The organism is Pseudomonas sp. B21_DOA, from assembly GCA_030544685.1.
In the GTDB taxonomy this organism is placed as follows: Bacteria; Pseudomonadota; Gammaproteobacteria; order Pseudomonadales; family Pseudomonadaceae; genus Aquipseudomonas; species Aquipseudomonas fluorescens_AO.
The window spans coordinates 2,983,142-3,004,304 of the sequence record CP086683.1 but is presented as its reverse complement, the minus strand read 5'-3'; the positions used below and the strand labels follow the sequence as shown (position 1 = coordinate 3,004,304).

17 protein-coding genes and 5 pseudogenes are annotated in these 21,163 nt (G+C 59.2%); 17 read left to right on the top strand and 5 right to left on the bottom strand.

From position 1 onward, the window contains the following. Positions 1 to 235: 235 nt before the first annotated feature. Positions 236 to 624: pseudogene (locus tag LJU32_13770) on the top strand (hypothetical protein). On the opposite strand, the gene LJU32_13765 reads toward LJU32_13770, so the two are convergent. Beyond that, positions 596 to 1,225 (bottom strand): hypothetical protein, encoded by a 630-nt coding sequence (locus LJU32_13765; GenBank protein WKV86953.1) that lies wholly within the window; start codon positions 1,223 to 1,225, stop codon positions 596 to 598. The pseudogene LJU32_13770 and the gene LJU32_13765 overlap by 29 nt on opposite strands. Positions 1,226 to 1,315: 90 nt before the next feature. On the opposite strand from LJU32_13765, the pseudogene LJU32_13760 reads away from it, so the two are divergent. Further along, positions 1,316 to 2,202: pseudogene (locus LJU32_13760) on the top strand (alpha/beta hydrolase). On the opposite strand, the gene LJU32_13755 reads toward LJU32_13760, so the two are convergent. Next, positions 2,171 to 3,154, bottom strand: coding sequence for a GlxA family transcriptional regulator (locus tag LJU32_13755; protein ID WKV86952.1), 984 nt, complete (start codon positions 3,152 to 3,154; stop codon positions 2,171 to 2,173). The pseudogene LJU32_13760 and the gene LJU32_13755 sit on opposite strands and share 32 nt — an antisense overlap. Positions 3,155 to 3,243: 89 nt before the next feature. Between LJU32_13755 and LJU32_13750 the strand changes: the two are divergent. The 5 genes and pseudogenes from LJU32_13750 to LJU32_13730 all read left to right on the top strand — a co-directional run bounded on the left by LJU32_13750 (position 3,244) and on the right by LJU32_13730 (position 7,556). Next, positions 3,244 to 3,929 (top strand): annotated as a pseudogene (locus LJU32_13750) (DJ-1/PfpI family protein). A gap of 250 nt (positions 3,930 to 4,179) precedes the next feature. Continuing rightward, positions 4,180 to 4,971, top strand: coding sequence for a CPBP family intramembrane metalloprotease (locus LJU32_13745; protein ID WKV86951.1), 792 nt, complete (start codon positions 4,180 to 4,182; stop codon positions 4,969 to 4,971). A gap of 100 nt (positions 4,972 to 5,071) precedes the next feature. Further along, positions 5,072 to 6,637, top strand: coding sequence for a methyl-accepting chemotaxis protein (locus LJU32_13740; GenBank protein WKV86950.1), 1,566 nt, complete (start codon positions 5,072 to 5,074; stop codon positions 6,635 to 6,637). A 346-nt stretch (positions 6,638 to 6,983) separates the two neighbouring features. Continuing rightward, positions 6,984 to 7,130, top strand: a complete 147-nt coding sequence (locus LJU32_13735; protein WKV86949.1) for a hypothetical protein — start codon at positions 6,984 to 6,986, stop codon at positions 7,128 to 7,130. A gap of 6 nt (positions 7,131 to 7,136) precedes the next feature. After that, positions 7,137 to 7,556, top strand: coding sequence for a type II toxin-antitoxin system YafO family toxin (locus LJU32_13730; protein WKV86948.1), 420 nt, complete (start codon positions 7,137 to 7,139; stop codon positions 7,554 to 7,556). Positions 7,557 to 7,850: 294 nt separating this feature from the next. Here the strand turns inward: LJU32_13730 and LJU32_13725 are convergent, their stop codons facing one another. Then, positions 7,851 to 8,204 carry a hypothetical protein gene (locus tag LJU32_13725; GenBank protein ID WKV86947.1) on the bottom strand — a complete coding sequence of 118 codons (354 nt, stop codon included), beginning with the start codon at positions 8,202 to 8,204 and terminating at the stop codon, positions 7,851 to 7,853. A 1,204-nt stretch (positions 8,205 to 9,408) separates the two neighbouring features. Continuing rightward, positions 9,409 to 10,087 (bottom strand): annotated as a pseudogene (locus LJU32_13720) (alpha/beta hydrolase). A gap of 90 nt (positions 10,088 to 10,177) precedes the next feature. Between LJU32_13720 and ccoN (LJU32_13715) the strand changes: the two are divergent. From ccoN (LJU32_13715) to ccoP (LJU32_13680), 8 genes and pseudogenes are all read left to right on the top strand, one after another. Beyond that, positions 10,178 to 11,602, top strand: a complete 1,425-nt coding sequence (gene ccoN / locus LJU32_13715) for a cytochrome-c oxidase, cbb3-type subunit I (protein ID WKV86946.1) — start codon at positions 10,178 to 10,180, stop codon at positions 11,600 to 11,602. Between the two features lie 10 nt (positions 11,603 to 11,612). Continuing rightward, positions 11,613 to 12,221 (top strand): cytochrome-c oxidase, cbb3-type subunit II, encoded by a 609-nt coding sequence (gene ccoO / locus LJU32_13710; GenBank protein WKV86945.1) that lies wholly within the window; start codon positions 11,613 to 11,615, stop codon positions 12,219 to 12,221. Between the two features lie 3 nt (positions 12,222 to 12,224). Further along, positions 12,225 to 12,422, top strand: coding sequence for a cbb3-type cytochrome c oxidase subunit 3 (locus LJU32_13705; protein WKV86944.1), 198 nt, complete (start codon positions 12,225 to 12,227; stop codon positions 12,420 to 12,422). Next, a complete protein-coding gene (gene ccoP / locus LJU32_13700) occupies positions 12,419 to 13,372 on the top strand; it encodes a cytochrome-c oxidase, cbb3-type subunit III (GenBank protein ID WKV86943.1) in 954 nt (317 codons plus the stop codon). Before LJU32_13705 ends, ccoP (LJU32_13700) begins: the two co-directional genes overlap by 4 nt. 478 nt (positions 13,373 to 13,850) lie before the next feature. Continuing rightward, positions 13,851 to 15,293: a cytochrome-c oxidase, cbb3-type subunit I gene (gene ccoN, locus LJU32_13695; protein WKV86942.1), complete on the top strand. Its 1,443-nt coding sequence runs from the start codon at positions 13,851 to 13,853 to the stop codon at positions 15,291 to 15,293. Next, a pseudogene (gene ccoO / locus LJU32_13690) lies at positions 15,293 to 15,900 on the top strand (cytochrome-c oxidase, cbb3-type subunit II). The gene ccoN (LJU32_13695) and the pseudogene ccoO (LJU32_13690) overlap by 1 nt, the downstream one beginning before the upstream one ends. 5 nt (positions 15,901 to 15,905) lie before the next feature. After that, positions 15,906 to 16,091: a CcoQ/FixQ family Cbb3-type cytochrome c oxidase assembly chaperone gene (locus LJU32_13685; protein ID WKV86941.1), complete on the top strand. Its 186-nt coding sequence runs from the start codon at positions 15,906 to 15,908 to the stop codon at positions 16,089 to 16,091. After that, a complete protein-coding gene (gene ccoP / locus LJU32_13680; protein WKV86940.1) occupies positions 16,088 to 17,071 on the top strand; it encodes a cytochrome-c oxidase, cbb3-type subunit III in 984 nt (327 codons plus the stop codon). The genes LJU32_13685 and ccoP (LJU32_13680) overlap by 4 nt, the downstream gene beginning before the upstream one ends. A gap of 540 nt (positions 17,072 to 17,611) precedes the next feature. Here the strand turns inward: ccoP (LJU32_13680) and LJU32_13675 are convergent. Next, on the bottom strand, positions 17,612 to 18,616 hold the full coding sequence (locus LJU32_13675) for a metallophosphoesterase (GenBank protein WKV86939.1): 1,005 nt from the start codon (positions 18,614 to 18,616) through the stop codon (positions 17,612 to 17,614). A gap of 477 nt (positions 18,617 to 19,093) precedes the next feature. On the opposite strand from LJU32_13675, the gene ccoG reads away from it, so the two are divergent. Beyond that, positions 19,094 to 20,509 (top strand): cytochrome c oxidase accessory protein CcoG, encoded by a 1,416-nt coding sequence (gene ccoG / locus LJU32_13670; GenBank protein ID WKV86938.1) that lies wholly within the window; start codon positions 19,094 to 19,096, stop codon positions 20,507 to 20,509. 13 nt (positions 20,510 to 20,522) lie between these two features. Next, on the top strand, positions 20,523 to 21,062 hold the full coding sequence (locus LJU32_13665) for a FixH family protein (GenBank protein WKV86937.1): 540 nt from the start codon (positions 20,523 to 20,525) through the stop codon (positions 21,060 to 21,062). Positions 21,063 to 21,163 lie beyond the last annotated feature (101 nt).

Genomic DNA, 21,163 nt, shown 5'->3' with positions numbered 1-21,163 from the left:
GCCAGATAACTGGTTCAGGCCCGTATCCGCTGTCAAACCCTTACGCCGGTTACGTCTGGCGACAGTCTGTGAAAAAACCGCACCTGCAAAAACCACTCACGTCACGTTGAAACGCCTCGCGCAACGTGCGCTTACACGCCGAAATACCTTGTTGCCAGCCGTTACATCCGCACCTACCATCCAACGCAACGGGCACAGCGGAGCTGTCCAGCCACCCCGAATTCAAGGAAGCGGAATGCCTCACCACATCCAGCGCAGCATCGACTCCCCCTTCGCACCGGGCTGAGCCGCACCCAGCTCTGGGAAGCCGCCGACCAAGGCCTGATCAAATGCTGGGAAATCGGCCGCCAGCGCGCCGAACGCTTTCCCGACCTCGCGTTGAAATGCCTCTCCGGAGAACTGCCGGTGCTCGGCTGGAAGGGCGGCGTCAGTCGCAGCCTGAAGAAAAACGAGAAGTACGGCTCGCTGAAATATCTGGCGCAGTGGCAGGGTCTGCGCGGCGAGGATCTGGATATTGATCTGGCGCAGGAGCGCGCGCTGACGTGCTCGCGGACGAAGATGAAGGTGACGTTTACGCCGGATCGGGCGAAATATTTCAATCAGATCGCGGAGCTTGAGGCTTAGCCGTGCGGAAGTCCGGGCGGTAGCAATCCGGGTACAGGGCACAGACGCCGTACTGGGCGTCCAGATCGGCCATGTGCTGGTAGAACTGCTCGATTTCCCAAAACGTTTCATCCGCAACGGTCATCAGGTAGAAGTAACTGAGCTGATGATCATTGGGCAGCACCAATGGAAACTCTGCCAGCGCGTCCATCCTCGGCGCATTGGCCAGCGCCGCGAGCATTGGCGTCGGCGCCTGGGACAGTTGCTCGAAGTACTTTTGCTTGTATGCCGCCAGACCGATGGCTTCACCTTTTGCTCTGGCATCGATAAGTTGCGCGAGGTTTGCCCGGCGCTGCTCCCAGTACGCCGCCGGCAGGTCGACATTCATTTGTTTCTTGTGTCGGGCCAATGCCTCATCGGCGCTGAGCTGGCGTTGCGGTTCGCCCGGCACGGCGGCGGATCGCGCGTCCAACTCCTTGAAGGACAGCATGATCGTCGACTTGGCAAACATGCGTTCCATCAGTTCACGGCGCTGCGGGGTGTCCGGCAGTGCCGGTGGCGATGCGCAACCGGTCAGCATCACGACGAGTCCCAACACAACAAGCAGCGTTTTGAATGACATGTATCGTCCTTGAAGCCAGTCGACAGAATGAGCTGCGCAGTCTATCCGATGGTCTACGGTTTGGAAGACGTTTGCACGGAGTTGTCAGTCATGATTCAGTCAGTCCTTACCCCTTTTCTGATCATCGCCTACGAACAGCATGGCCCTGCCAGCGGCCCCGCAGTGATTCTGCTCCACGGCTTCCCTATTCCCCGCGCGCCTTCGACGAAGTCGCCCCGGCGCTGGCCGCGCAAGGCTACCGCGTCATCGTGCCGTACTTGCGCGGGTACGGGCCGACCCGGTTCAACAGTGCGCAAACCCTGCGCTCCGGTCAGCAAGCTGCGATGGCGCAGGACTTGCTCGATCTGATGGATGCGCTGGGCATCGAACGGGCCACGCTTTGCGGTTATGACTGGGGCGGTCGGGCGGCGTGTGTTGTCGCGGCGCTGTTTCCGGCGCGAGTGCGCGGGCTGGTCAGCGGCGACGGCTACCTCGTGCAGGACATCGCCCATGCGAAACAGCCGTTGGACCCCGAAGACGAGCATCGGCTCTGGTATCAGTACTACTTCCACACGCCCCGTGGCGTCGAGGGCCTTAAGCAGAATCGCCGGGAGTTGTGTCAGTTACTCTGGCGGCTGTGGTCGCCGACATGGGCGCGAAAGGACGAACGCTATCCGCTGACCGCTGGCGCTTTTGATAATCCTGACTTTGTCGACGTGGTGATTCATTCCTATCGGCATCGCTTCGGCTACGCCCCGGGCGATCCAGCCCTGGAGTGGATGGAAGAAGCGCTGGCCACACAGCCGGTGATCAGCGTGCCGAGCATTTCGCTGTGCGGCGCCGATGATGGCGTCGGCCCGCCTTCGCTGATTGATGAAGATGCCGAACATTTCAGCGGCTTCTATGAGCGGCGCGTGCTGGCGGGTGTCGGCCACAACATTCCCGAAGAAGCGCCCCAGGAAACCCTCAAGGCGATACTGGATCTGCTGCAACGCTGACCGAAAACCGCTCCCGATAAGCCTGCGGCGTCACGCCAATCGCTCGCAGAAAACTGCGCCGCAGCGTCTCTTCGCTGCCAAAGCCGCAATTGGCGGCGATGCGTTTCACCGGCAGGCCGGTATCGCTGAGCAGTCGTCGAGCGGTTTCCACGCGGATCAATTCGATCGCCCGCGCCGGGGTCTGGCCGGTGTCGGCGCGGTAGTGGCGGATAAAACTGCGTTCGCTCATGCCGGCCTGTTCGGCGAGGGTCGGGATGCCGAGGTCGCAGGTCAGGTTTTCGGCGATCCAGGCGTGCAGTTCATCGAAGCGGTTGCCCTGTTGCTGCAGCGACAGCGTCACGCTGAACTGCGACTGTCCGCCCGGGCGTTTCAGGAAAACGACCAAGTGCCGGGCGACGTCGAGGGCGATATCGCGGCCGAGGTCTTCTTCGACCATGGCCAACGCCAGATCGATGCCTGCCGTGACCCCGGCGGACGTCCACACCGGGCCATCGTTGATGAAAATCGGATTGGCTTCCACGTGCAGATTGGGATGTTGCGCGGCCAGTTGCTCGCAACGCGTCCAGTGCGTCACCACGCGGCGGCCATCGAGCCAGCCGCTGGCCGCGAGCAGAAAGGCCCCGGTGCACACCGAAGCCACGCGCCGGCAATGAGAGCCGTGCTCGCGCACCCAGTCGACCAATTGCGGGTCTTCGGCGGCAGGATAAATGCCCCAGCCGCCGGCGATGATCAAGGTGTCGCTGGGCGTTTGTGGCAAGGGTTCGGCGAGCACCGCCAACCCCGCCGATGACATCACCGCCCCGCCGCCACTGGCGATCACGCTCGGCGCATAGGGCATCGGCAAACCGCGCTGGCGGGCCAGATCGTTGGCCGAGGCGAACACCTGCAGCGGTCCGGTGACATCAAGAATCTGCATGTTGGCGAACGCGAGGACGTGAATGGCTTTAGGCATTTGGCGTAATTCGTGGGGTGATTGGCGTATGCGCCAGAACCTACGCGCCTACAGTGCAGTCGTCCACTTCTTTCAACGGAGCAAGAACGATGACGCTGCAGATCGGTTTTCTGTTATTCCCGCAGGTTCAGCAACTCGACCTGACCGGCCCTTACGACGTACTCGCCTCGTTGCCCGGCGTGCAGGTGCACCTGATCTGGAAGGACCTGATGCCGGTGACGGCCAGCACCGGCCTGCTGCTGAAACCGACTACGACCTTTGAGGATTGCCCGGATCTGGACGTAATCTGCGTGCCCGGCGGCAGTGGCGTCGGGCCCTGATGGAAGATCAGCAGACGCTGGATTTCATCAAACGCCAGGCCGCGCAGGCACGTTACGTGACCTCGGTGTGCACCGGCTCGCTGGTGCTCGGCGCGGCTGGCCTGCTGCAGGGCAAGCGCGCGACCACGCATTGGGCATATCACGAGTTGCTGCCGACGCTGGGGGCGATTGCGGTGAAGGATCGGGTGGTACGCGACGGCAATCTGTTTACCGGTGGCGGAATTACCGCTGGCATCGATTTCGCTTTGGTGCTGGCGGCGGAACTGGTCGATGCCGACACGGCGCAACTGGTGCAGTTGCAACTGGAATATGCCCCGGCCCCGCCGTTCAATGCCGGCAGCCCGGACGTGGCGCCGACTGCGGTGGTCGATGAAGCACGGTTGCGCGCGGCGCCTTCGTTGAAACTGCGCACCGAAATTACCGAGCGCGCGGCGGCGAAACTGGGCCTGCGCTGATACCGAACGCCCACCGATTTCTGACTGAAATGATCCAATGTGGGAGCGGGCTTGCTCGCGAATGCGCTGTGTCAGTCACCTGTTCTGTATCGGTGACACCCCATTCGCGAGCAAGCCCGCTCCCACATTAGGTTCCGTATATGACTATCCAGCGTTACGTTGTCCCGGTTTGTCGCCACACCTTTACTTGTCCCACCTCCCTCGCCCGTGTAGAAAGCCCCTTCCCAGAAATCTCGCACAAGGACTTTCGATGAAGGCGCTGCCCTGGCTTTATCTCGCGCTGCTCGGCCTCGGTTACGGATTGGCCCTGAGCTATGGCCAACTCGGTTGGCTGGCATTGATCTCCGTGGGGCTTTTGCTGTTCGCCGCGTTCGCCGTGCGCCAGCAACAAGTACCGTTTGCGCGCTGGCTTGGCCATGGCCTGTTCATTGTTTTGGCCGTGGCACTTGCGCTGCACTGGTTACCGGGCTTCGCCAACGGACGCACGATCAACCCGCAACGCTTCACTGACAACGCCGTGCCGTTTGCGATGTACCTCAACCTCGACAAACCGCTGGTGGGCTTCTGGCTGCTGCTGGTCTGTCCGTGGATCGTCGCTCGGCGTTCGTTGCGCCTGACTGTTTATGCCACCGCCCTCGCCCTTACGTTGTGCGCGATTCTCGCCCTCGGCGGCGCGCTGTTGCTGGGCGTCATCGCCTGGGCGCCGAAGTGGCCGGATCAGGCCTGGCTGTGGGTGCTGAACAATCTGCTGCTGGTGACGCTGGTCGAGGAAGCGCTGTTTCGCGGTTATATACAGGGCGGACTCAGCCGTCGCCTTAAACATCTGCCCTACGGCGATAACCTTGCGCTGCTGTCGGCGTCGCTGCTGTTTGGTCTGGTGCATGCCGGTGCCGGCTGGACTTGGGTGTTGCTGGCAGGAGTGGCCGGGGTCGGCTATGGTCTGGCCTATCGTTTCGGCGGACTGGGCGCGGCGATCGCCACGCATTTCGGCCTGAATCTGTTGCACTTTGGCCTGTTCACCTATCCGATGCTGGCCAGTTGACGCAAGCGCGGTTTTGCGACGGCGTCCCTGAATTTGAAAAAACTTCAATAAAAACCTGTCAGCGCCGACAACCTTTCAAAGCCTTGCGGATTGAAAAACCATGCGTAACAACCAGCCCATTACACAACGCGAGCGGACCTTTCCAGCTCAGCAACGGTTGATTTCCACCACCGATGCCAAGGGCGTGATCACCTACTGCAACGACGCGTTCGTTGAAATCAGCGGGTTTTCGCGGGAGGAACTGATCCGGGCGCCGCACAATCTGGTCCGTCACCCTGACGTGCCGTCGGCGGTGTTCTCGCACATGTGGGGCACATTGAAACAAGGCTTGCCATGGATGGGCATCGTCAAGAATCGCTGCAAATCCGGTGACCACTATTGGGTTAACGCCTACGTCACGCCGGTGTTTGATGGCAGCCAGGTGGTCGGTTACGAGTCGGTGCGCGTCAAGCCCACCGCCGAACAGATCCGTCGCGCCGAAGCGCTTTACCAACGCATCAACCAGGGCAAGTCGGCGATTCCTTCGACGGACAAATGGCTACCGATCCTGCAGGATTGGCTGCCGTTCATTCTGGTCAGCCAGCTGAGCTTCATGATCGGCGCGACGCTGAACTCGCAATGGGGCTTTGCCCTCGCCGCCGCGCTGTCGGTGCCGCTGGGCCTGATGGGCCTGCAATGGCAGCAACGCGGGCTCAAGCGCCTGCTGCGCCTGGCCGAACAGACCACCTCCGATCCGCTGATCGCGCAGATGTACACCGACAGCCGTGGCGCGCAGGCGCGTCTGGAGATGTCGATCCTCAGTCAGGAAGCGCGCCTGAAAACCTGCCTGACTCGCCTGCAGGACACCGCCGAACACCTGACCGATCAGGCCAAGCAGTCCGACGCCCTGGCGCACAACAGCTCGACCGGCCTGGAACGCCAGCGCGTGGAAACCGAACAGGTTGCCACCGCCGTCAACCAGATGGCCGCCACCACCCAGGAAGTCGCCAGCCACGTACAGCGCACTGCTGACGCCACCCAGGAAGCCAACCGCCTGACCGGCCGCGGCCGCGACATCGCCGGGGAAACCCGCGAAGCGATTCAGCGCCTGTCAGTGGTCGTCGGCGAAACCGGCCTGACCGTGACGCAACTGGCCAAGGACAGCGACGAAATCGGCGGGGTGGTCGACGTGATCAAAGGCATCGCCGACCAGACCAACCTGCTCGCCCTCAACGCCGCCATCGAGGCTGCACGTGCCGGCGAAATGGGCCGAGGTTTTGCGGTCGTGGCTGACGAAGTCCGCCAACTGGCACAACGCACCAGCGAATCGACCGGGCAGATTCATGCCCTGATCGCCAAGTTGCAACAGACCGCCTCCAGCGCCGTGCAAACCATGGAAGCCGGGCATCGCCAGGCCGAAGAAGGCGTGGCGCGGGTGCTGGAAGCGGATCAGGCACTGGTCGGCATCAGCGAAGCAGTGGCCAACATTACCGACATGACCACCCAGATCGCCGCCGCGACGGAAGAGCAAAGTGCCGTGGCTGAGGAGATTAGCCGCAACATCAGCAATATTTCGGAACTGGCGGATCAGACGTCCGAGCAAGCGCACAACTCGGCGTTGCTGAGCGAAGAGCTGACGAAGACGGCCAACACGCAGTATTCGTTGGTGGAACGGTTTAACCGCTGATTGAACTGGCGATCACAAAAAACCCGGATGGCGTGAGCTTCCGGGTTTTTTGTTGTTTGTCTGAAACAGATGTTGTTTGGCAGGCCGCTTTCGCGAGCAGGCTCGCTCCCACATTGGAACTGCTCGGGACCACAGTTTTGTGTCCGACGACAATCCCCTGGAGCGAGCCTGCTCGCGAAGAGGCCTTCTCTGCCGAAGTCGATCTCCCTCAAGCAATGCAGACACTGCCTACAACTCGCCCAGAATGAGCCGACTGGTGCTCGTTGAGGCCAGGTTCTATTGTTTGCCGGTCAAAACTTATTCACATAAGCTGGTCAGCATGAATACACATCCTTCGGAGGCTCCGATGGCCACCACCCGAAAAACCGACAAACCCAGCAAAAAGGAAGTTCGTGAAGAACTGACATTCCTCGATGTTCGGCAAGCCGCGCGTGATGGGCAGAAAGTGTTCGATAAATTTGTGATCACTGGCAGGCTACCGATCACAAAGTAGGCCTGAATGCCAGCAATCAAAATCTCTGCACTTTTTGAACGAATCAATAACTGGCAAAACTTCGCTGCACACTTCTACAACTACAAAATCTGCGATGAATTACCTGCCATTTTCGGACGGGATGAACGACTCGATCTGAACGACATGCACCATATCCACCTTGCCAGTACACAGGCACTGCAGGCTCGATGGGCAAAAATCAATCGTCAGTATTACCGGACAGCATTGGTAAATGATGCTGACAATGACTTTTGGCTGATTTATGCCTATGACTCTTTTCGGGATGAGTACTTGCTACTGACGATCACCGGCCCGGATGCCCATAACCGAAGCGAGTGGGGGTCATTTTTGCGCACCGTGCATTGTGAAATCGTTGAACCCTGGGCATTAGGCAGGATTATCTTTCCCGATCTGGATGATTTGTGACTCAAAGAGCTAATCGAGACCGGCAACAAGCGAAAGATCGCTACCTGCGCACCGTCCATGCCGATGATCTGTAGGGGCTGTGGCAGGCTGCGATCCTTTGATACTGCAAAACCGGGCAGCGAAAGCTTCCGGTTTTTTTAATTGCGTGTCTGAAATTGATAGTGCTTGGCAGACCACCTTCGCGAGCAGGGCTCGCTCCCACTTTGGAACGTAGTGGGATCACAGATATGTGCCCGACGACAATCCCCTGTGGGAGCGAGCCTGCTCGCGAAGAGGCCATAACAGCCAATGAAATTATTGAGGCAACTTCAGCTTGTCCAGCAGCCGATTGACCAACAGTTCGTTGAGCATGATCACCTGTTGCAGCGCCAGCAGTGGTTTGCGTTCCGGGCCACCGATTGAGTTGGCGATGTTACCGGCCATGGCATGGGCGTATGAAAGCGACTCGCAGGCCTCGACCAACAGGGTTTCGTCATCCAGCGTGGGGTCGACAACATAGATGGGACGATATTTCGGCGAACTTGGCGGGGCTGCCAGGTCTTCGGGTTTGAGGTAGTAATCGAGGGCGCGGTCGGTGGCTTCCTGGATTTTTTGCGGGTCTAGTGCGCGGTCGTGTGGGGTTGGCGGGTTGGGGGTTACTTTGAACATAGGTGAAGCTCCTACTTAGAAAATGAGGAGTCATCACTCTCGCTACCAAACGAGGGTGGCGACCATACGCAGGTTGGTAGACCGGTCTAAGCAGGAAACCCGGCGCTCCCGAAGGAGCCCCACGCATGGCCACCATAAATCGAGTCTCTACAGAGACTGCATATGGCGTCATGACGCTTAGAGACGGGCTACCAAACCCGATCACTGCTTTTTGTCAGTGACCGAGAAACGATATAGCCAACCTCATAGCCGCGTAAGCCGGCGGATTCTGGCGTAGGCGTAGGCAATGGCGCAAGGAGTTGTAGCCGGGATGGCGTAACGGGTCGTGTAGTTTAAACGTGGGAATTTGATGATGTTTAACTGCAGGGATTGCCTCTGACAGGCAGGTGGCTTGATGTCGTCTGGAAGGGAGCTTTCGCGAGCAGGCTCGCTCCCACATTTGGATCGGGTACATCAGTGAGGGACTGGTCGGCTTGGAGGTCGCCATCGCTGGCAAGCCAGCTCCCACAGGGATTGAGTCCGGCCGGTAGATAGTGGTCGGCTGTCAGGCCGCCTTCGCGAGCAAGCTCGCTCCCACAGAAAAGCAAAACAGCGCAGCTGCCCGCGGCAAAGCCGCACCACTCAACAATGAGCGTTAGCTCGAGTGCTCTCCCACAGGGATTGAGTCCGGCCGGTGGATAATGGTCGGCTGTCAGGCCGCCTTCGCGAGCAGGCTCGCTCCCACAAAAAGCAGAAAAGCAAAGCAGCGCAGCTGCCTGCGGCGAAGCCGCCCCACTCAACAATGAGCGCAAGCTCGAGTGCTTTGATCTTGATCCACCGGCGACGTCGGAAGGCTGAGTGGAGGGATTGATCCGGGGGTGGGAGCGTAGCGACCGTCTGGCGCAGCCAGACACAGCGGAAGGAGGTGCAGCGAAGCAAACCGTAGCCGCTGCGCCCGGATCAGTCCCGGAGCGAAGGGACCCGAGCCTGCGAGGGCCGAACGTAGGAGCTAGCGTTTTTTGCTTACTTTTTAGGCGCTTGTAAAAAGTAAGTCGCCGTCAGGCGAAACCGCCAGCCGCAGCTCCCGAAGCAACGGATATGCCCCCAAGAGCAAGATCAAAAGCTCCCCCTCACCCCAACCCTCCCGAAACGTCGGACCGCCCCCAAGGGGCGAGGGGGAAAGGAGCCGATCTTCACGCAACGCAAAGTCCGGCCCGACTCAAAATCAGTCACGGAGAAATTCAGCCACCTTCTGCGCAGCACCCGCCAAATGATCAGAGTGCGTAAAGCCAGAAGCCTTGAGCGGCTTCAAATCATGATCCCCGCCACCAACCAAAACACCTCAATCCCCGGCGCTAACGAATACCCCTCAACCGCCTCGCGATTCCCCAGAGCATCCCGCTCCCCTGCACAATCAACGCCCGCGTGCGCAACGAAGCCAAATGCTCAACCCGAGGCTTCTCCGGCTTCCCCACCGCATAAAACGGATACCCCAGACATACCAACGCATCCACCCTCAACTCATCCGCCACCAGACTCGCCATCCGCCCGCCCATCGACTTGCCGCCAACAGCCAAAACCCCAGCGACATGACGCCGCACAAGCGCAAACACCTCCCGCCAACATTCCTGCAACTTGCCAGCAGGATTCGGCGGCCGCTTCACCCCATCCACCCGCCGCTGCGCCATATAGGGAAACTCAAACCGCAACACGTTGACCCCAAGCCCGGCAAGACGCCCAGCCATGTCGTTCATCCAGTCGCTATCCATCGGCGCCCCCGCCCCGTGGGCCAGGATCAAAGTCGCCGAAGCCTCACCAACAGCGGCATCCCAAAGCCACCCATGATCGCGCACACACTGCGCCCATTGATCCCCGTCAATACTGGCCTTGTGCTGTTTGTCCATGCTTGCCTCGCTTTTAGTCTGCCTATAACTCCAGGCGAAGGATTCGCGCCGTTTGCGCGCTCACTTCGGCTGAACCGTGGATGGGGAACCATGAACACTTCTATCAGTACCGCCTACAACTACAAGGTGGTCCGCCAATTCGCCATTATGACGGTGGTGTGGGGCATCGTCGGCATGGGCCTCGGGGTTTTTCTCGCGGCGCAATTGGTCTGGCCGGAACTCAACTTCAATCTGCCCTGGACCAGTTTCGGCCGTCTGCGCCCGCTGCACACCAACGCGGTGATCTTCGCCTTCGGTGGCTGCGCGCTGTTCGCCAGCTCTTTCTATTCGGTGCAACGCACCTGCCAGACACAATTGTTCGCGCCGCAAATCGCCGCATTCTGCTTCTGGGGCTGGCAACTGGTGATCCTGCTGGCGGCAATCAGCCTGCCACTGGGTTACACCAGCTCCAAGGAATACGCCGAGCTGGAATGGCCGATCGACATCCTGATCACCATCGTCTGGGTTGCCTACGCCATCGTGTTCTTCGGCACGATCATGCAGCGCAAGACCAAACACATTTATGTCGGCAACTGGTTCTTCGGCGGGTTCATCATCACCGTGGCGATCCTGCACATCGTCAACAACCTTGAGTTGCCGGTAAGTTTCACCAAGTCCTACTCGGTGTACGCCGGTGCAACCGACGCGATGGTGCAGTGGTGGTACGGCCACAACGCCGTGGGCTTTTTCCTCACCGCCGGCTTCCTCGGCATGATGTATTACTTCGTGCCGAAACAGGCCGAGCGTCCGGTGTACTCGTATCGCCTGTCGATCGTGCACTTCTGGGCCTTGATCACCCTGTACATCTGGGCCGGCCCGCACCACTTGCACTACACCGCGCTGCCGGACTGGGCGCAGTCGCTGGGCATGGTGATGTCGCTGATCCTGCTGGCACCGAGCTGGGGCGGCATGATCAACGGCATGATGACGCTCTCGGGCGCCTGGCATAAGTTGCGCAGCGATCCGATCCTGCGCTTCCTCGTGGTGTCGCTGGCGTTCTACGGCATGTCGACCTTCGAAGGGCCGATGATGGCGATCAAGACTGTGAACGCCCTCTCCCACTACACCGACTGGACCATCGGCCACGTTCACGCCGGCGCGCTCGGCTGGGTGGCAATGATTTCGATCGGCGCGCTGTACCACATGATCCCGAAAATCTTCGGCAAGGCGCAGATGCACAGCGTCGGCCTGATCAACGCGCATTTCTGGCTGGCGACCATCGGCACCGTGCTCTACATCGCCTCGATGTGGGTCAACGGCATTGCCCAGGGCCTGATGTGGCGCGCGGTCAATGAGGACGGCACGCTGACCTATTCCTTCGTCGAAACCCTGGTGGCCAGCCATCCGGGCTTTGTCGTGCGGCTGATCGGCGGGGCGATTTTCTTAAGCGGCATGTTGCTGATGGCTTACAACACCTGGCGCACCGTGCGGGCCTCGCAGCCTGCCGACGTCGTCGCTGCCGCGCAGATGGCCTGAGGAGTCCGCCATGAAACACGAAACGATTGAAAAGAACGTCGGCCTGCTGATGCTGCTGATGGTGTTCGCCGTGAGCATCGGCGGCCTGACCCAGATCGTCCCGCTGTTCTTCCAGGACGTCACCAACAAACCGGTGGAAGGCATGAAGCCCTACACCGCGCTGCAACTGGAAGGCCGCGACATCTATATCCGCGAAGGCTGCGTCGGTTGCCATTCGCAGATGATCCGCCCGTTCCGCGCCGAAACCGAACGCTACGGGCACTACTCGGTGGCCGGTGAAAGCGTCTGGGATCACCCGTTCCTGTGGGGTTCGAAACGCACCGGGCCGGACCTCGCCCGGGTCGGCGCGCGCTACTCGGATGACTGGCACCGTGCGCACTTGTACAACCCGCGCAACGTCGTGCCGGAATCGAAGATGCCGGCCTATCCGTGGCTGGTCACCCAAGCGGTCGACAGCAGCCACACCGAAACCAAGCTGAAAACCATGCGCACCCTCGGCGTGCCGTACACCGATGACGACATCAGCGGCGCGGTCGCCAGCCTCAAGGGCAAGACCGAAATGGACGCCCTCGTTTCCTACCTGCAAGTGCTCGGCACTGCAATCAAGAGCAAGAGGTAAGTCATGGTCATTGAAATGAGTGCAGGCCTGATTCGCGGCCTCGGCACGGTCGTGGTGTTCGTCGCCTTCGTCGGCCTGACCTTGTGGGTGTTCAACCGCAAGCGCACCCCGGAATTCGCCGAAGCACGGCTGCTGCCCTTCGCCGACGAACCACTACCCGAAACAATTTCAGCCCCTGAAACAAGGAGTACCCGGCCATGACCACCTTCTGGAGTACGTGGATCTGCGTACTGACCATTGGCAGCCTGATCGGCCTGACCTGGCTGCTGATCGGCACCCGCCGGGGCGAGACCAAGGGCAGCGTCGACCAGACCATGGGCCACAGCTTCGACGGCATCGAGGAATACGACAACCCGCTGCCGCAGTGGTGGTTCATGCTGTTCGCCGGCACGCTGGTGTTCTCGGTGGGTTATCTGATTCTGTATCCGGGCCTGGGCAACTGGAAAGGCATCCTGCCCGGTTACGAGGATGGCTGGACCGGCGTGCACGAATGGGAAAAGGAAATGAACAAGGCTGACGCCCGGTTCGGTCCGATCTTCGCCAAATTCGCGGCGATGCCGCTGGAAGAAGTGGCCAAGGATCCACAGGCGCTGAAAATGGGTGGTCGTCTGTTCGCCTCCAATTGCTCGGTGTGCCATGGCTCGGATGCCAAGGGCGCGTTCGGCTTCCCTAATCTCGCCGACAGCGACTGGCGCTGGGGTGGCGATGCCGAGACGATCAAGGCCACCATCATGGGCGGCCGCATGGCGGCGATGCCGGCCTGGGGCGAAGTGCTCGGTGAGGCCGGGGTGAAAAACGTTGCCGCGTATGTGCGCCACGAACTCGCCGGCCTGCCGCTACCCGCCGACAGCAAGGCAGATCTGCAAGCCGGGCAGCAGGCGTTCAGCACTACTTGCGTTGCCTGTCATGGCGCCAGCGGCCAAGGCACTGCAGCGATGGGCGCGCCAAACCTGACTCATCCGGCCGGCTTCATTTATGGCACCAGCCTTACCCAGCTTGAGCAGACCATTCGCCATGGTCGCCAAGGGCACATGCCAGCGCAGAACGAGATGTTGGGCAACGATAAAGTGCAATTGCTCGCAGCTTATGTGTACAGCTTGAGCAAAAGTTTGAATACAGAAAAACTTGCAACTGAAGACACAGCCAAATAAATCTTGCGCACATAACTGCCGCGACTTTCTCGTCGCGGCAGTTTCCGCCCCTTGCGACGCATTGTCGCACCCCTTGCCACCTCACCTTTCGGTTCGCCTGATTCGGGTCTACGCTTGTTCGAAAGCGGACCGGTGCGTGACGGTTTCCGATGACTCTCAAGCGATGCGTCCGATAAACCGGCCGATGGATTTGCCGCAAAGGCAGGCAGTTAACGGCTGTTACGCCGATTGCCTTGTGAAACCCGATCAAGACCTGTCAGCGGGCATCGTTGACGGCGATCCGGACCCGGAGTTTTTTCACTCACGGCGACATTTTGTCAGAGGCCATTTTTGACCCTACGCGGCGCATGGAAAGGCCGCAGAATCAGCGTTGGAAAGCATTGACCCAGGTCATGGCGCGTTGCAATGACCCCCTGCTTTATACATACTTGCGGCCGATTTTATCCCTATAAAAATACCCAAACCGTGGAACCTTAGAATGAGCACAGCAATCAGTCCGACTGCTTATAACTATAAGGTAGTCCGCCAGTTCGCCATCATGACGGTGGTCTGGGGGATCCTTGGCATGGGGCTCGGTGTCTTCATCGCCTCGCAACTGGTCTGGCCGGAACTGAACTTCGGTCTGCCGTGGACGAGCTTTGGACGCTTGCGCCCGTTGCACACAAACCTGGTGATTTTCGCCTTCGGCGGTTGTGCACTGTTTGCCACTTCCTACTATGTCGTGCAGCGAACCTGCCAGACGCGACTGATTTCCGACAGCCTCGCGGCCTTCACCTTCTGGGGCTGGCAAGCGGTCATCGTCGGCGCCATCGTTACCTTGCCGCTGGGTTACACCACCACCAAGGAATACGCCGAGCTGGAATGGCCGATCGCGATCTTGCTGGCGATTGTCTGGGTCACCTACGGTCTGGTGTTCTTCGGCACCATCACCAAGCGCAAAACCAAGCACATCTACGTCGGCAACTGGTTCTACGGCGCGTTCATCGTCGTCACCGCGATGCTGCATATCGTCAACCACATGTCGCTGCCGGTCAGCCTGTTCAAGTCTTATTCGGCTTACTCCGGTGCCACTGACGCGATGATCCAGTGGTGGTACGGCCACAACGCAGTGGGCTTTTTCCTGACCACCGGTTTCCTCGGGATGATGTACTACTTCGTGCCGAAACAGGCCGAACGCCCGATCTATTCCTATCGTCTGTCGATCGTGCACTTCTGGGCGCTGATCACCCTGTACATCTGGGCCGGCCCGCACCACCTGCACTACACCGCCCTGCCGGACTGGGCACAATCGCTGGGCATGGCGATGTCGATCATTCTGTTGGCGCCAAGCTGGGGCGGCATGATCAATGGCATGATGACCCTGTCGGGCGCCTGGCATAAATTGCGCACCGACCCGATTCTGCGCTTCCTCGTGGTGTCGCTGGCGTTCTACGGCATGTCGACCTTCGAAGGGCCGATGATGGCGATCAAGACCGTCAACTCGCTCTCGCACTACACCGACTGGACCATCGGCCACGTCCACGCTGGCGCCCTCGGCTGGGTGGCGATGATCTCGATCGGCGCGATCTACCACATGATCCCGAAACTGTTCGGCCGGGCGCAAATGCACAGCACCGGGCTGATCAATGCGCACTTCTGGCTTGCCACTATCGGCACCGTGCTCTACATCGCCTCGATGTGGGTCAACGGCATCACCCAGGGCCTGATGTGGCGGGCAATCAACGATGACGGCACCCTCACCTACTCGTTCGTCGAAGCGCTGCAGGCCAGCCACCCGGGCTTCATCGTCCGCGCGCTGGGCGGTGCTTTCTTTGCCAGCGGCATGCTGCTGATGGCTTACAACGTGTACCGCACCGTTCGTGCGTCGGATCCGGTTGAAGCCGAAGCCGCCGCCAAGATTGCCGTCGTTGGAGCTCACTGATGAAGCATGAAGCTGTCGAGAAGAATATTGGCCTGCTGGCCTTCTTCATGGTCATCGCCGTCAGTGTGGGCGGCCTGACCCAAATCGTTCCGCTGTTCTTCCAGGACGTCACCAACAAGCCGGTCGAGGGCATGAAGCCCCGCTCGGCGCTGGAACTGGAAGGCCGCGACGTGTACATCGCCAACGGTTGTGTCGGCTGCCACTCGCAGATGATCCGCCCGTTCCGCGCTGAAACCGAACGCTATGGCCACTATTCGGTTGCCGGTGAAAGCGTCTGGGACCACCCGTTCCTGTGGGGTTCCAAACGTACCGGGCCGGACCTGGCCCGCGTGGGCGGTCGTTACTCCGATGACTGGCAACGTGCGCACTTGTACAACCCGCGCAACGTGGTCCCCGAGTCGAAAATGCCGGCTTACCCGTTCCTCGTGGAAAACAAGCTCGACGGCAAGGAAACCGCGAAAAAATGGAAGTCTTGCGCACCCTCGGCGTGCCGTACACCGACGAAGACATCGCCGGTGCACAGGATGCCGTGAAGGGCAAAACCGAAATGGACGCGCTGGTGGCCTATCTGCAAGGCCTGGGCACCATCATCAAAAGCAAACGGTGAATCTGATGGATATCGGGATGATTCGAGGCCTGGGCACCGTGGTCGTGATGGTGGCCTTCATCGGTCTGGCCTTGTGGGTGTTCAGCCCCAAGCGCAAGTCGGAATTCGACGACGCGACCATGCTGCCTTTTGCCGATGATCCCGAAGCCATCAAGCACGTCGAGCAAGCTTCTAGGAGTAACAAAGAATGACTACATTCTGGAGTCTGTACGTCACAGTCCTCAGTCTCGGTACGATCTTCGCCCTGACCTGGCTGCTGCTGTCGACCCGCAAGGGCCAGCGCAGCGAACAGACGGACGAGACGGTCGGCCACTCCTTCGACGGGATCGAGGAGTACGACAACCCACTGCCGAAATGGTGGTTCATGCTGTTCGTCGGCACCATCGTGTTCGCCCTGGGTTACCTGGTGCTGTACCCGGGTCTGGGCAACTGGAAAGGTCTGCTGCCGGGCTACAATTATCTGGATACCGAGAAGCAGACCGCGTTCGCCAACGGCCAGACCGGCTGGACCGGCGTCCACGAGTGGGAAAAGGAAATGGCCCGTTCCGACGCTCGCTTCGGTCCGATTTTCGCCAAGTTCGCGGCGATGCCGATCGAAGAAGTCGCCAAGGATCCGCAAGCACTGAAGATGGGTGGCCGTCTGTTCGCGTCCAACTGCTCGGTGTGCCACGGTTCCGACGCCAAGGGTGCCTATGGCTTCCCCAACCTGACCGACGCCGACTGGCGCTGGGGCGGCGAGCCGGAAACCATCAAGACCACCATCATGGGCGGCCGCCACGCGGTGATGCCGGCGTGGGCTGAAGTGATCGGTGAGCAAGGCGTGGCTGACGTAGCCGCCTTCGTGGTGACCAATCTCGACGGGCGCAAGCTGCCGGAAGGCGCCAAGGCCGACCCGGCCAATGGCCAGAAACTCTTCGCCGCCAACTGCGTGGCTTGCCACGGCCCTGCCGGCAAAGGAACGCCGGCCATGGGCGCGCCTGACCTGACCCATCCGGGCGCGTTCATCTACGGCTCGAGCTTCGCGCAACTGCAGCAGACCATCCGCTACGGCCGTCAGGGCCAGATGCCGGCGCAGGAACAACTGCAGGGCAACGACAAGGTGCACCTGCTGGCGGCGTATGTTTACAGCTTGTCACATGGTGAAAAAGCAGCGGAAGCGCAGGCCGAATAACGCCAGCGCTTGAAGCGTAAAAGGCCCCGCCAATGAGATTGACGGGGCCTTTTTCATGCCGGCATTCATGATTCGAAACGTTTGTTCAATGGACCTGAGCTGCGATGCCCGGTAGGTTTTTCGGCCCCGATAAGCCATATCGGGTCCACTTCAAGGATGAAGCCCTAATGTCGAAAAATGATCAACGCACGCAGCAGAATCAGCCTCACACCAGCTCTGCCCACAGGGCAAGATTCGAACGAACCTCTGCCAAGCCGTTACCGGAGGTTTCGCAGCAGACCATGAACAGCCCCGGTAACGGTGGCGGACTTGACGGCCTCGGCGGCGGTCGACTGCTCTGACAAGGGCGAACCCGAGCGCACCGTCATCACGCCTCGCAGCGTGGATCTTTGCTGATGTTTCTACTGGATACCCATGTAGTTTCCGAGCTGCGAAAAATTGCCGACTTCCAGCTCAGCGGCGTCCCTCTGATCAACCCATGGATCGCCGCGAATAACTGGTAGATAGACACCCCGCGCCCGATCATCGGCGGGGCGTTTTTCATGGGCGTTGTGCAAAGATTGAATGCACCGCCGTGGTGTCGATCAACGTCCGATTGCGCCACTGGTTGTTTTCCACCAGATAAACCTGCAGATGCTTGCGGTCCTCGGTGAAGCTAGCGGTCAGATAGGTCTGCTGAGAGGTACTGCCGCTCAGGTAAACAGGCACGTTCCCCTCCTGATACTCATCACCGCCATCCTTATGCAAATGGCCAGCAAAGATCGCCGTCACTTGATATTTGTTGACCATATCGCGGAAGCGTTTTTGTTGCGTATAGCTCCCCTTGTGGTCCAACGGTTTATGCATATTGATGATGATGGCGTAACCCGACGCTCGGGCCAGTCTCAGATCGGTCTCGAGCCAGTCAAGGGCATCATTGATTTCAAATGTCGTCGGATTCAATGGATGAGCAATCCGGGCGGTGTAGGTCGGCTCGTTGTTGAGCTGAACCATATGCACTTCGCCGATATTTTTCGAATAGGCGAGGCTTCCGGAATACGTCTTGCCCAGAAAGCCGCTGGCTATCTTCAGATCGAAGTTATCGACTTTACGCTCATGATGCTCCTTGAACTCGACGATACTCCCGGCAGCACAGCTATTGGTAAAGCAATCGTCGACGTTATTTTCATAATCGTGATTACCCAACCCATACAAATAATCACCAGCGAAATACTTGTTCAAAGTGGCCTTCATATAAGACCGCTGCCAACCATGCCCAAAAGCGGTTATATCGCCATTGATCATCAAAGGAACCTGCGTTTGAGAGCCGTGTTGATTTCTGAATTCGGCAATGCTCGCGAGTTGGGTTTCAACCAGCCATTTCGAGCGTTCCTTGAAGTCTGAATCCGATTCGGGCTCGCGACTATCGGTCTTGTCGGTCCACGGATACTGAGTATCCGAAGCAAATACCATGTGTTTCGGCATGTCAGTAGCAGCCTGAGCGGAAATAGCCGAAGCGACCAGGCACGCACTGATAAAGAGGCTCATTAGATTATTCAAAGTCATGCTTTAAATTCCATTTAAGTTAACCGTCGATGCGCAAAAGAATTTTCGCGAGAACAAAACTTATGCGAATACAGCGAAAATTTCAAAGCATTCACTAACAACAATCAAGTTTATATATTTCAGACCCGACGACTTACAACATGCGGCGCCATTGGAACCTGTTAGGACTTGTAATGGCAGTGATAACGAGTGCCAGATATCATTCAACTTTGCGAAATCAACGCCTGCGACTTGAACATGCGATTGAAAAGATGAACTAGCCGCTTCGGCAAAACCGTCCATACTCAACAAGTCAATTGATCTGCGTCAGGCTTTCGCGCAATCGCTACACCATCTGCATTTTTTACCCAACGCGACCAAAGGTCGCACCCTTGAGCCAGAGCGGCAGGCGTATCATCGCGCTACTGCAACAGCCCTTTTTGACTTCGGTTGGCACGTATCGACCGAGGCATTTTTCCACTGCCGTGGGATGCAATGATGAGCAATCAGATTCCGGTACACGACGTCACGCCGCCGAGCAAGAACGCGAACAACAGCGTCGACCTTTATGCCTCACGAGAAAAAATCTACACCCGTGCTTTCACCGGCCTGTTCCGCAATCTGCGGATGCTCGGCGGTGCGGCGTTGTTTCTGCTGTATTTCGGCACGGTGTGGCTGAACTGGGGCGGCCATCAGGCGGTGTGGTGGAACCTGCCGGAGCGCAAGTTCTTCATCTTTGGCGCGACTTTCTGGCCACAGGATTTCATCCTGCTCTCCGGTCTGTTGATCATTGCTGCATTCGGCCTGTTCTTCATCACCGTCTATGCCGGGCGCGTCTGGTGCGGTTACACCTGCCCGCAGAGCGTATGGACGTGGATTTTCATGTGGTGTGAAAAGGTCACCGAAGGCGACCGCAATCAGCGCATCAAGCTCGACAAGGCGCCGATGAGCGCCAACAAATTCCTGCGCAAACTGGCCAAGCACTCGTTGTGGCTGCTGATCGGTTTCGTCACCGGCATGACCTTTGTCGGCTACTTCTCGCCGATCCGCGACCTGGTCATCGAGTTCTTCACCGGCCAGGCTGATGGCTGGTCGTATTTCTGGGTCGGTTTTTTCACCCTCGCCACGTACGGCAATGCCGGCTGGTTGCGTGAGCAGGTGTGCATCTACATGTGCCCGTATGCGCGCTTCCAGAGCGTGATGTTCGACAAGGACACGCTGATCGTTTCCTACGACCCGCGCCGTGGCGAAAGCCGTGGGCCGCGCAAGAAAGGCATCGACTACAAGGCGCTGGGGCTGGGCGATTGCATCGACTGCACGATGTGCGTGCAGGTCTGCCCGACCGGCATCGACATCCGCGATGGCCTGCAGATCGAGTGCATCGGCTGCGCTGCGTGCATCGACGCTTGCGACAGCATCATGGACAAGATGGATTACCCGCGCGGGCTGATCAGCTACACCACCGAGCACAACCTCTCCGGGCAGAAAACCCATAAACTGCGTCCGCGCCTGATCGGTTACGCCGTGGTGCTGCTGGCAATGATCAGCCTGTTGGTCGCCGCGTTCTTCATGCGCTCGCTGGTCGGATTCGATGTCAGCAAGGACCGCGTGCTGTACCGCGAAAACGCTGAAGGGCGGATCGAAAACGTCTACAGCCTGAAGATCATGAACAAGGATCAGCGCGACCACACCTACCTGCTGCAAGCCGAGGGCCTGCCGGACCTGCGCCTGCAAGGCAAGCGCGAGATCAAGGTGGCCGCCGGCGATATCGTCAGCATGCCGGTCGAGTTGTCGAGCGCGCCGGAACAACTGCCATCGAGCACCAACGAGGTGAAATTCATCCTCAAGGACGCCGATGACGACAGCGTCCACGTTGAAGCCAAGAGCCGATTCATCGGCCCACAAATCCGTTGAGAGAATTTTGAACATGCCCGCTGCAAACGCCGCAAGTCCCTGGTACAAGCACCTCTGGCCGTGGATCATCATCGCCATCCTCGCCTGCTCGGTGGCCTTGACCCTGTCCATGGTGACCATCGCGGTGAACAACCCGGACAATCTGGTCAACGACAACTATTACGAAGCGGGTAAAGGCATCAACCGTTCACTGGATCGCGAGTTGCTGGCGCAGACCCTGAAACTGCGTGCGGCGGTGCATCTGGATGACGTGACCGGTGAAGTCGACTTGCGCTTGAGCGGTGACAGCCAGCCGCAAACCCTGGAGCTGAACCTGATCTCGCCGACCCAGCCGGAGAAGGATCGCAAGATCGTGCTGACCCGCAGCGCAAGCGAGAGCGGGCGCTACATCGGCCAGTTGAGCGACAAGGTTGAAGGTCGGCGGTTTGTCGAGTTGCTTGGCAGCCAGGATGAGCACGTGTGGCGCATGTTTGAAGAAGAGCTGGTCAGCCATGACAAGGAACTGCTGCTGGGTGATGAGCCATTGCAGGGTGCGGAAGACCTGAAAAACTAAGCCTTTTACTCTGATCGTTCCCACGCTCTGCGTGGGAACGCAGCCAGGACGCTCCGCGTCCCAGCCGAAGCGGACGCGGAGCGTCCGGGGAGGCATTCCCA

What these genes read in the sequence shown, in the direction of transcription:
- LJU32_13765 (WKV86953.1), bottom strand. Translation starts at nt 1,225, where the DNA reads ATGTCATTCAAAACGCTGCTTGTTGTGTTGGGACTCGTCGTGATGCTG.
- LJU32_13755 (WKV86952.1), bottom strand. Translation starts at nt 3,154, where the DNA reads ATGCCTAAAGCCATTCACGTCCTCGCGTTCGCCAACATGCAGATTCTT.
- LJU32_13745 (WKV86951.1), top strand. Translation starts at nt 4,180, where the DNA reads ATGAAGGCGCTGCCCTGGCTTTATCTCGCGCTGCTCGGCCTCGGTTAC.
- LJU32_13740 (WKV86950.1), top strand. Translation starts at nt 5,072, where the DNA reads ATGCGTAACAACCAGCCCATTACACAACGCGAGCGGACCTTTCCAGCT.
- LJU32_13735 (WKV86949.1), top strand. Translation starts at nt 6,984, where the DNA reads ATGGCCACCACCCGAAAAACCGACAAACCCAGCAAAAAGGAAGTTCGT.
- LJU32_13730 (WKV86948.1), top strand. Translation starts at nt 7,137, where the DNA reads ATGCCAGCAATCAAAATCTCTGCACTTTTTGAACGAATCAATAACTGG.
- LJU32_13725 (WKV86947.1), bottom strand. Translation starts at nt 8,204, where the DNA reads ATGTTCAAAGTAACCCCCAACCCGCCAACCCCACACGACCGCGCACTA.
- ccoN (WKV86946.1), top strand. Translation starts at nt 10,178, where the DNA reads ATGAACACTTCTATCAGTACCGCCTACAACTACAAGGTGGTCCGCCAA.
- ccoO (WKV86945.1), top strand. Translation starts at nt 11,613, where the DNA reads ATGAAACACGAAACGATTGAAAAGAACGTCGGCCTGCTGATGCTGCTG.
- LJU32_13705 (WKV86944.1), top strand. Translation starts at nt 12,225, where the DNA reads ATGGTCATTGAAATGAGTGCAGGCCTGATTCGCGGCCTCGGCACGGTC.
- ccoP (WKV86943.1), top strand. Translation starts at nt 12,419, where the DNA reads ATGACCACCTTCTGGAGTACGTGGATCTGCGTACTGACCATTGGCAGC.
- ccoN (WKV86942.1), top strand. Translation starts at nt 13,851, where the DNA reads ATGAGCACAGCAATCAGTCCGACTGCTTATAACTATAAGGTAGTCCGC.
- LJU32_13685 (WKV86941.1), top strand. Translation starts at nt 15,906, where the DNA reads ATGGATATCGGGATGATTCGAGGCCTGGGCACCGTGGTCGTGATGGTG.
- ccoP (WKV86940.1), top strand. Translation starts at nt 16,088, where the DNA reads ATGACTACATTCTGGAGTCTGTACGTCACAGTCCTCAGTCTCGGTACG.
- LJU32_13675 (WKV86939.1), bottom strand. Translation starts at nt 18,616, where the DNA reads ATGACTTTGAATAATCTAATGAGCCTCTTTATCAGTGCGTGCCTGGTC.
- ccoG (WKV86938.1), top strand. Translation starts at nt 19,094, where the DNA reads ATGAGCAATCAGATTCCGGTACACGACGTCACGCCGCCGAGCAAGAAC.
- LJU32_13665 (WKV86937.1), top strand. Translation starts at nt 20,523, where the DNA reads ATGCCCGCTGCAAACGCCGCAAGTCCCTGGTACAAGCACCTCTGGCCG.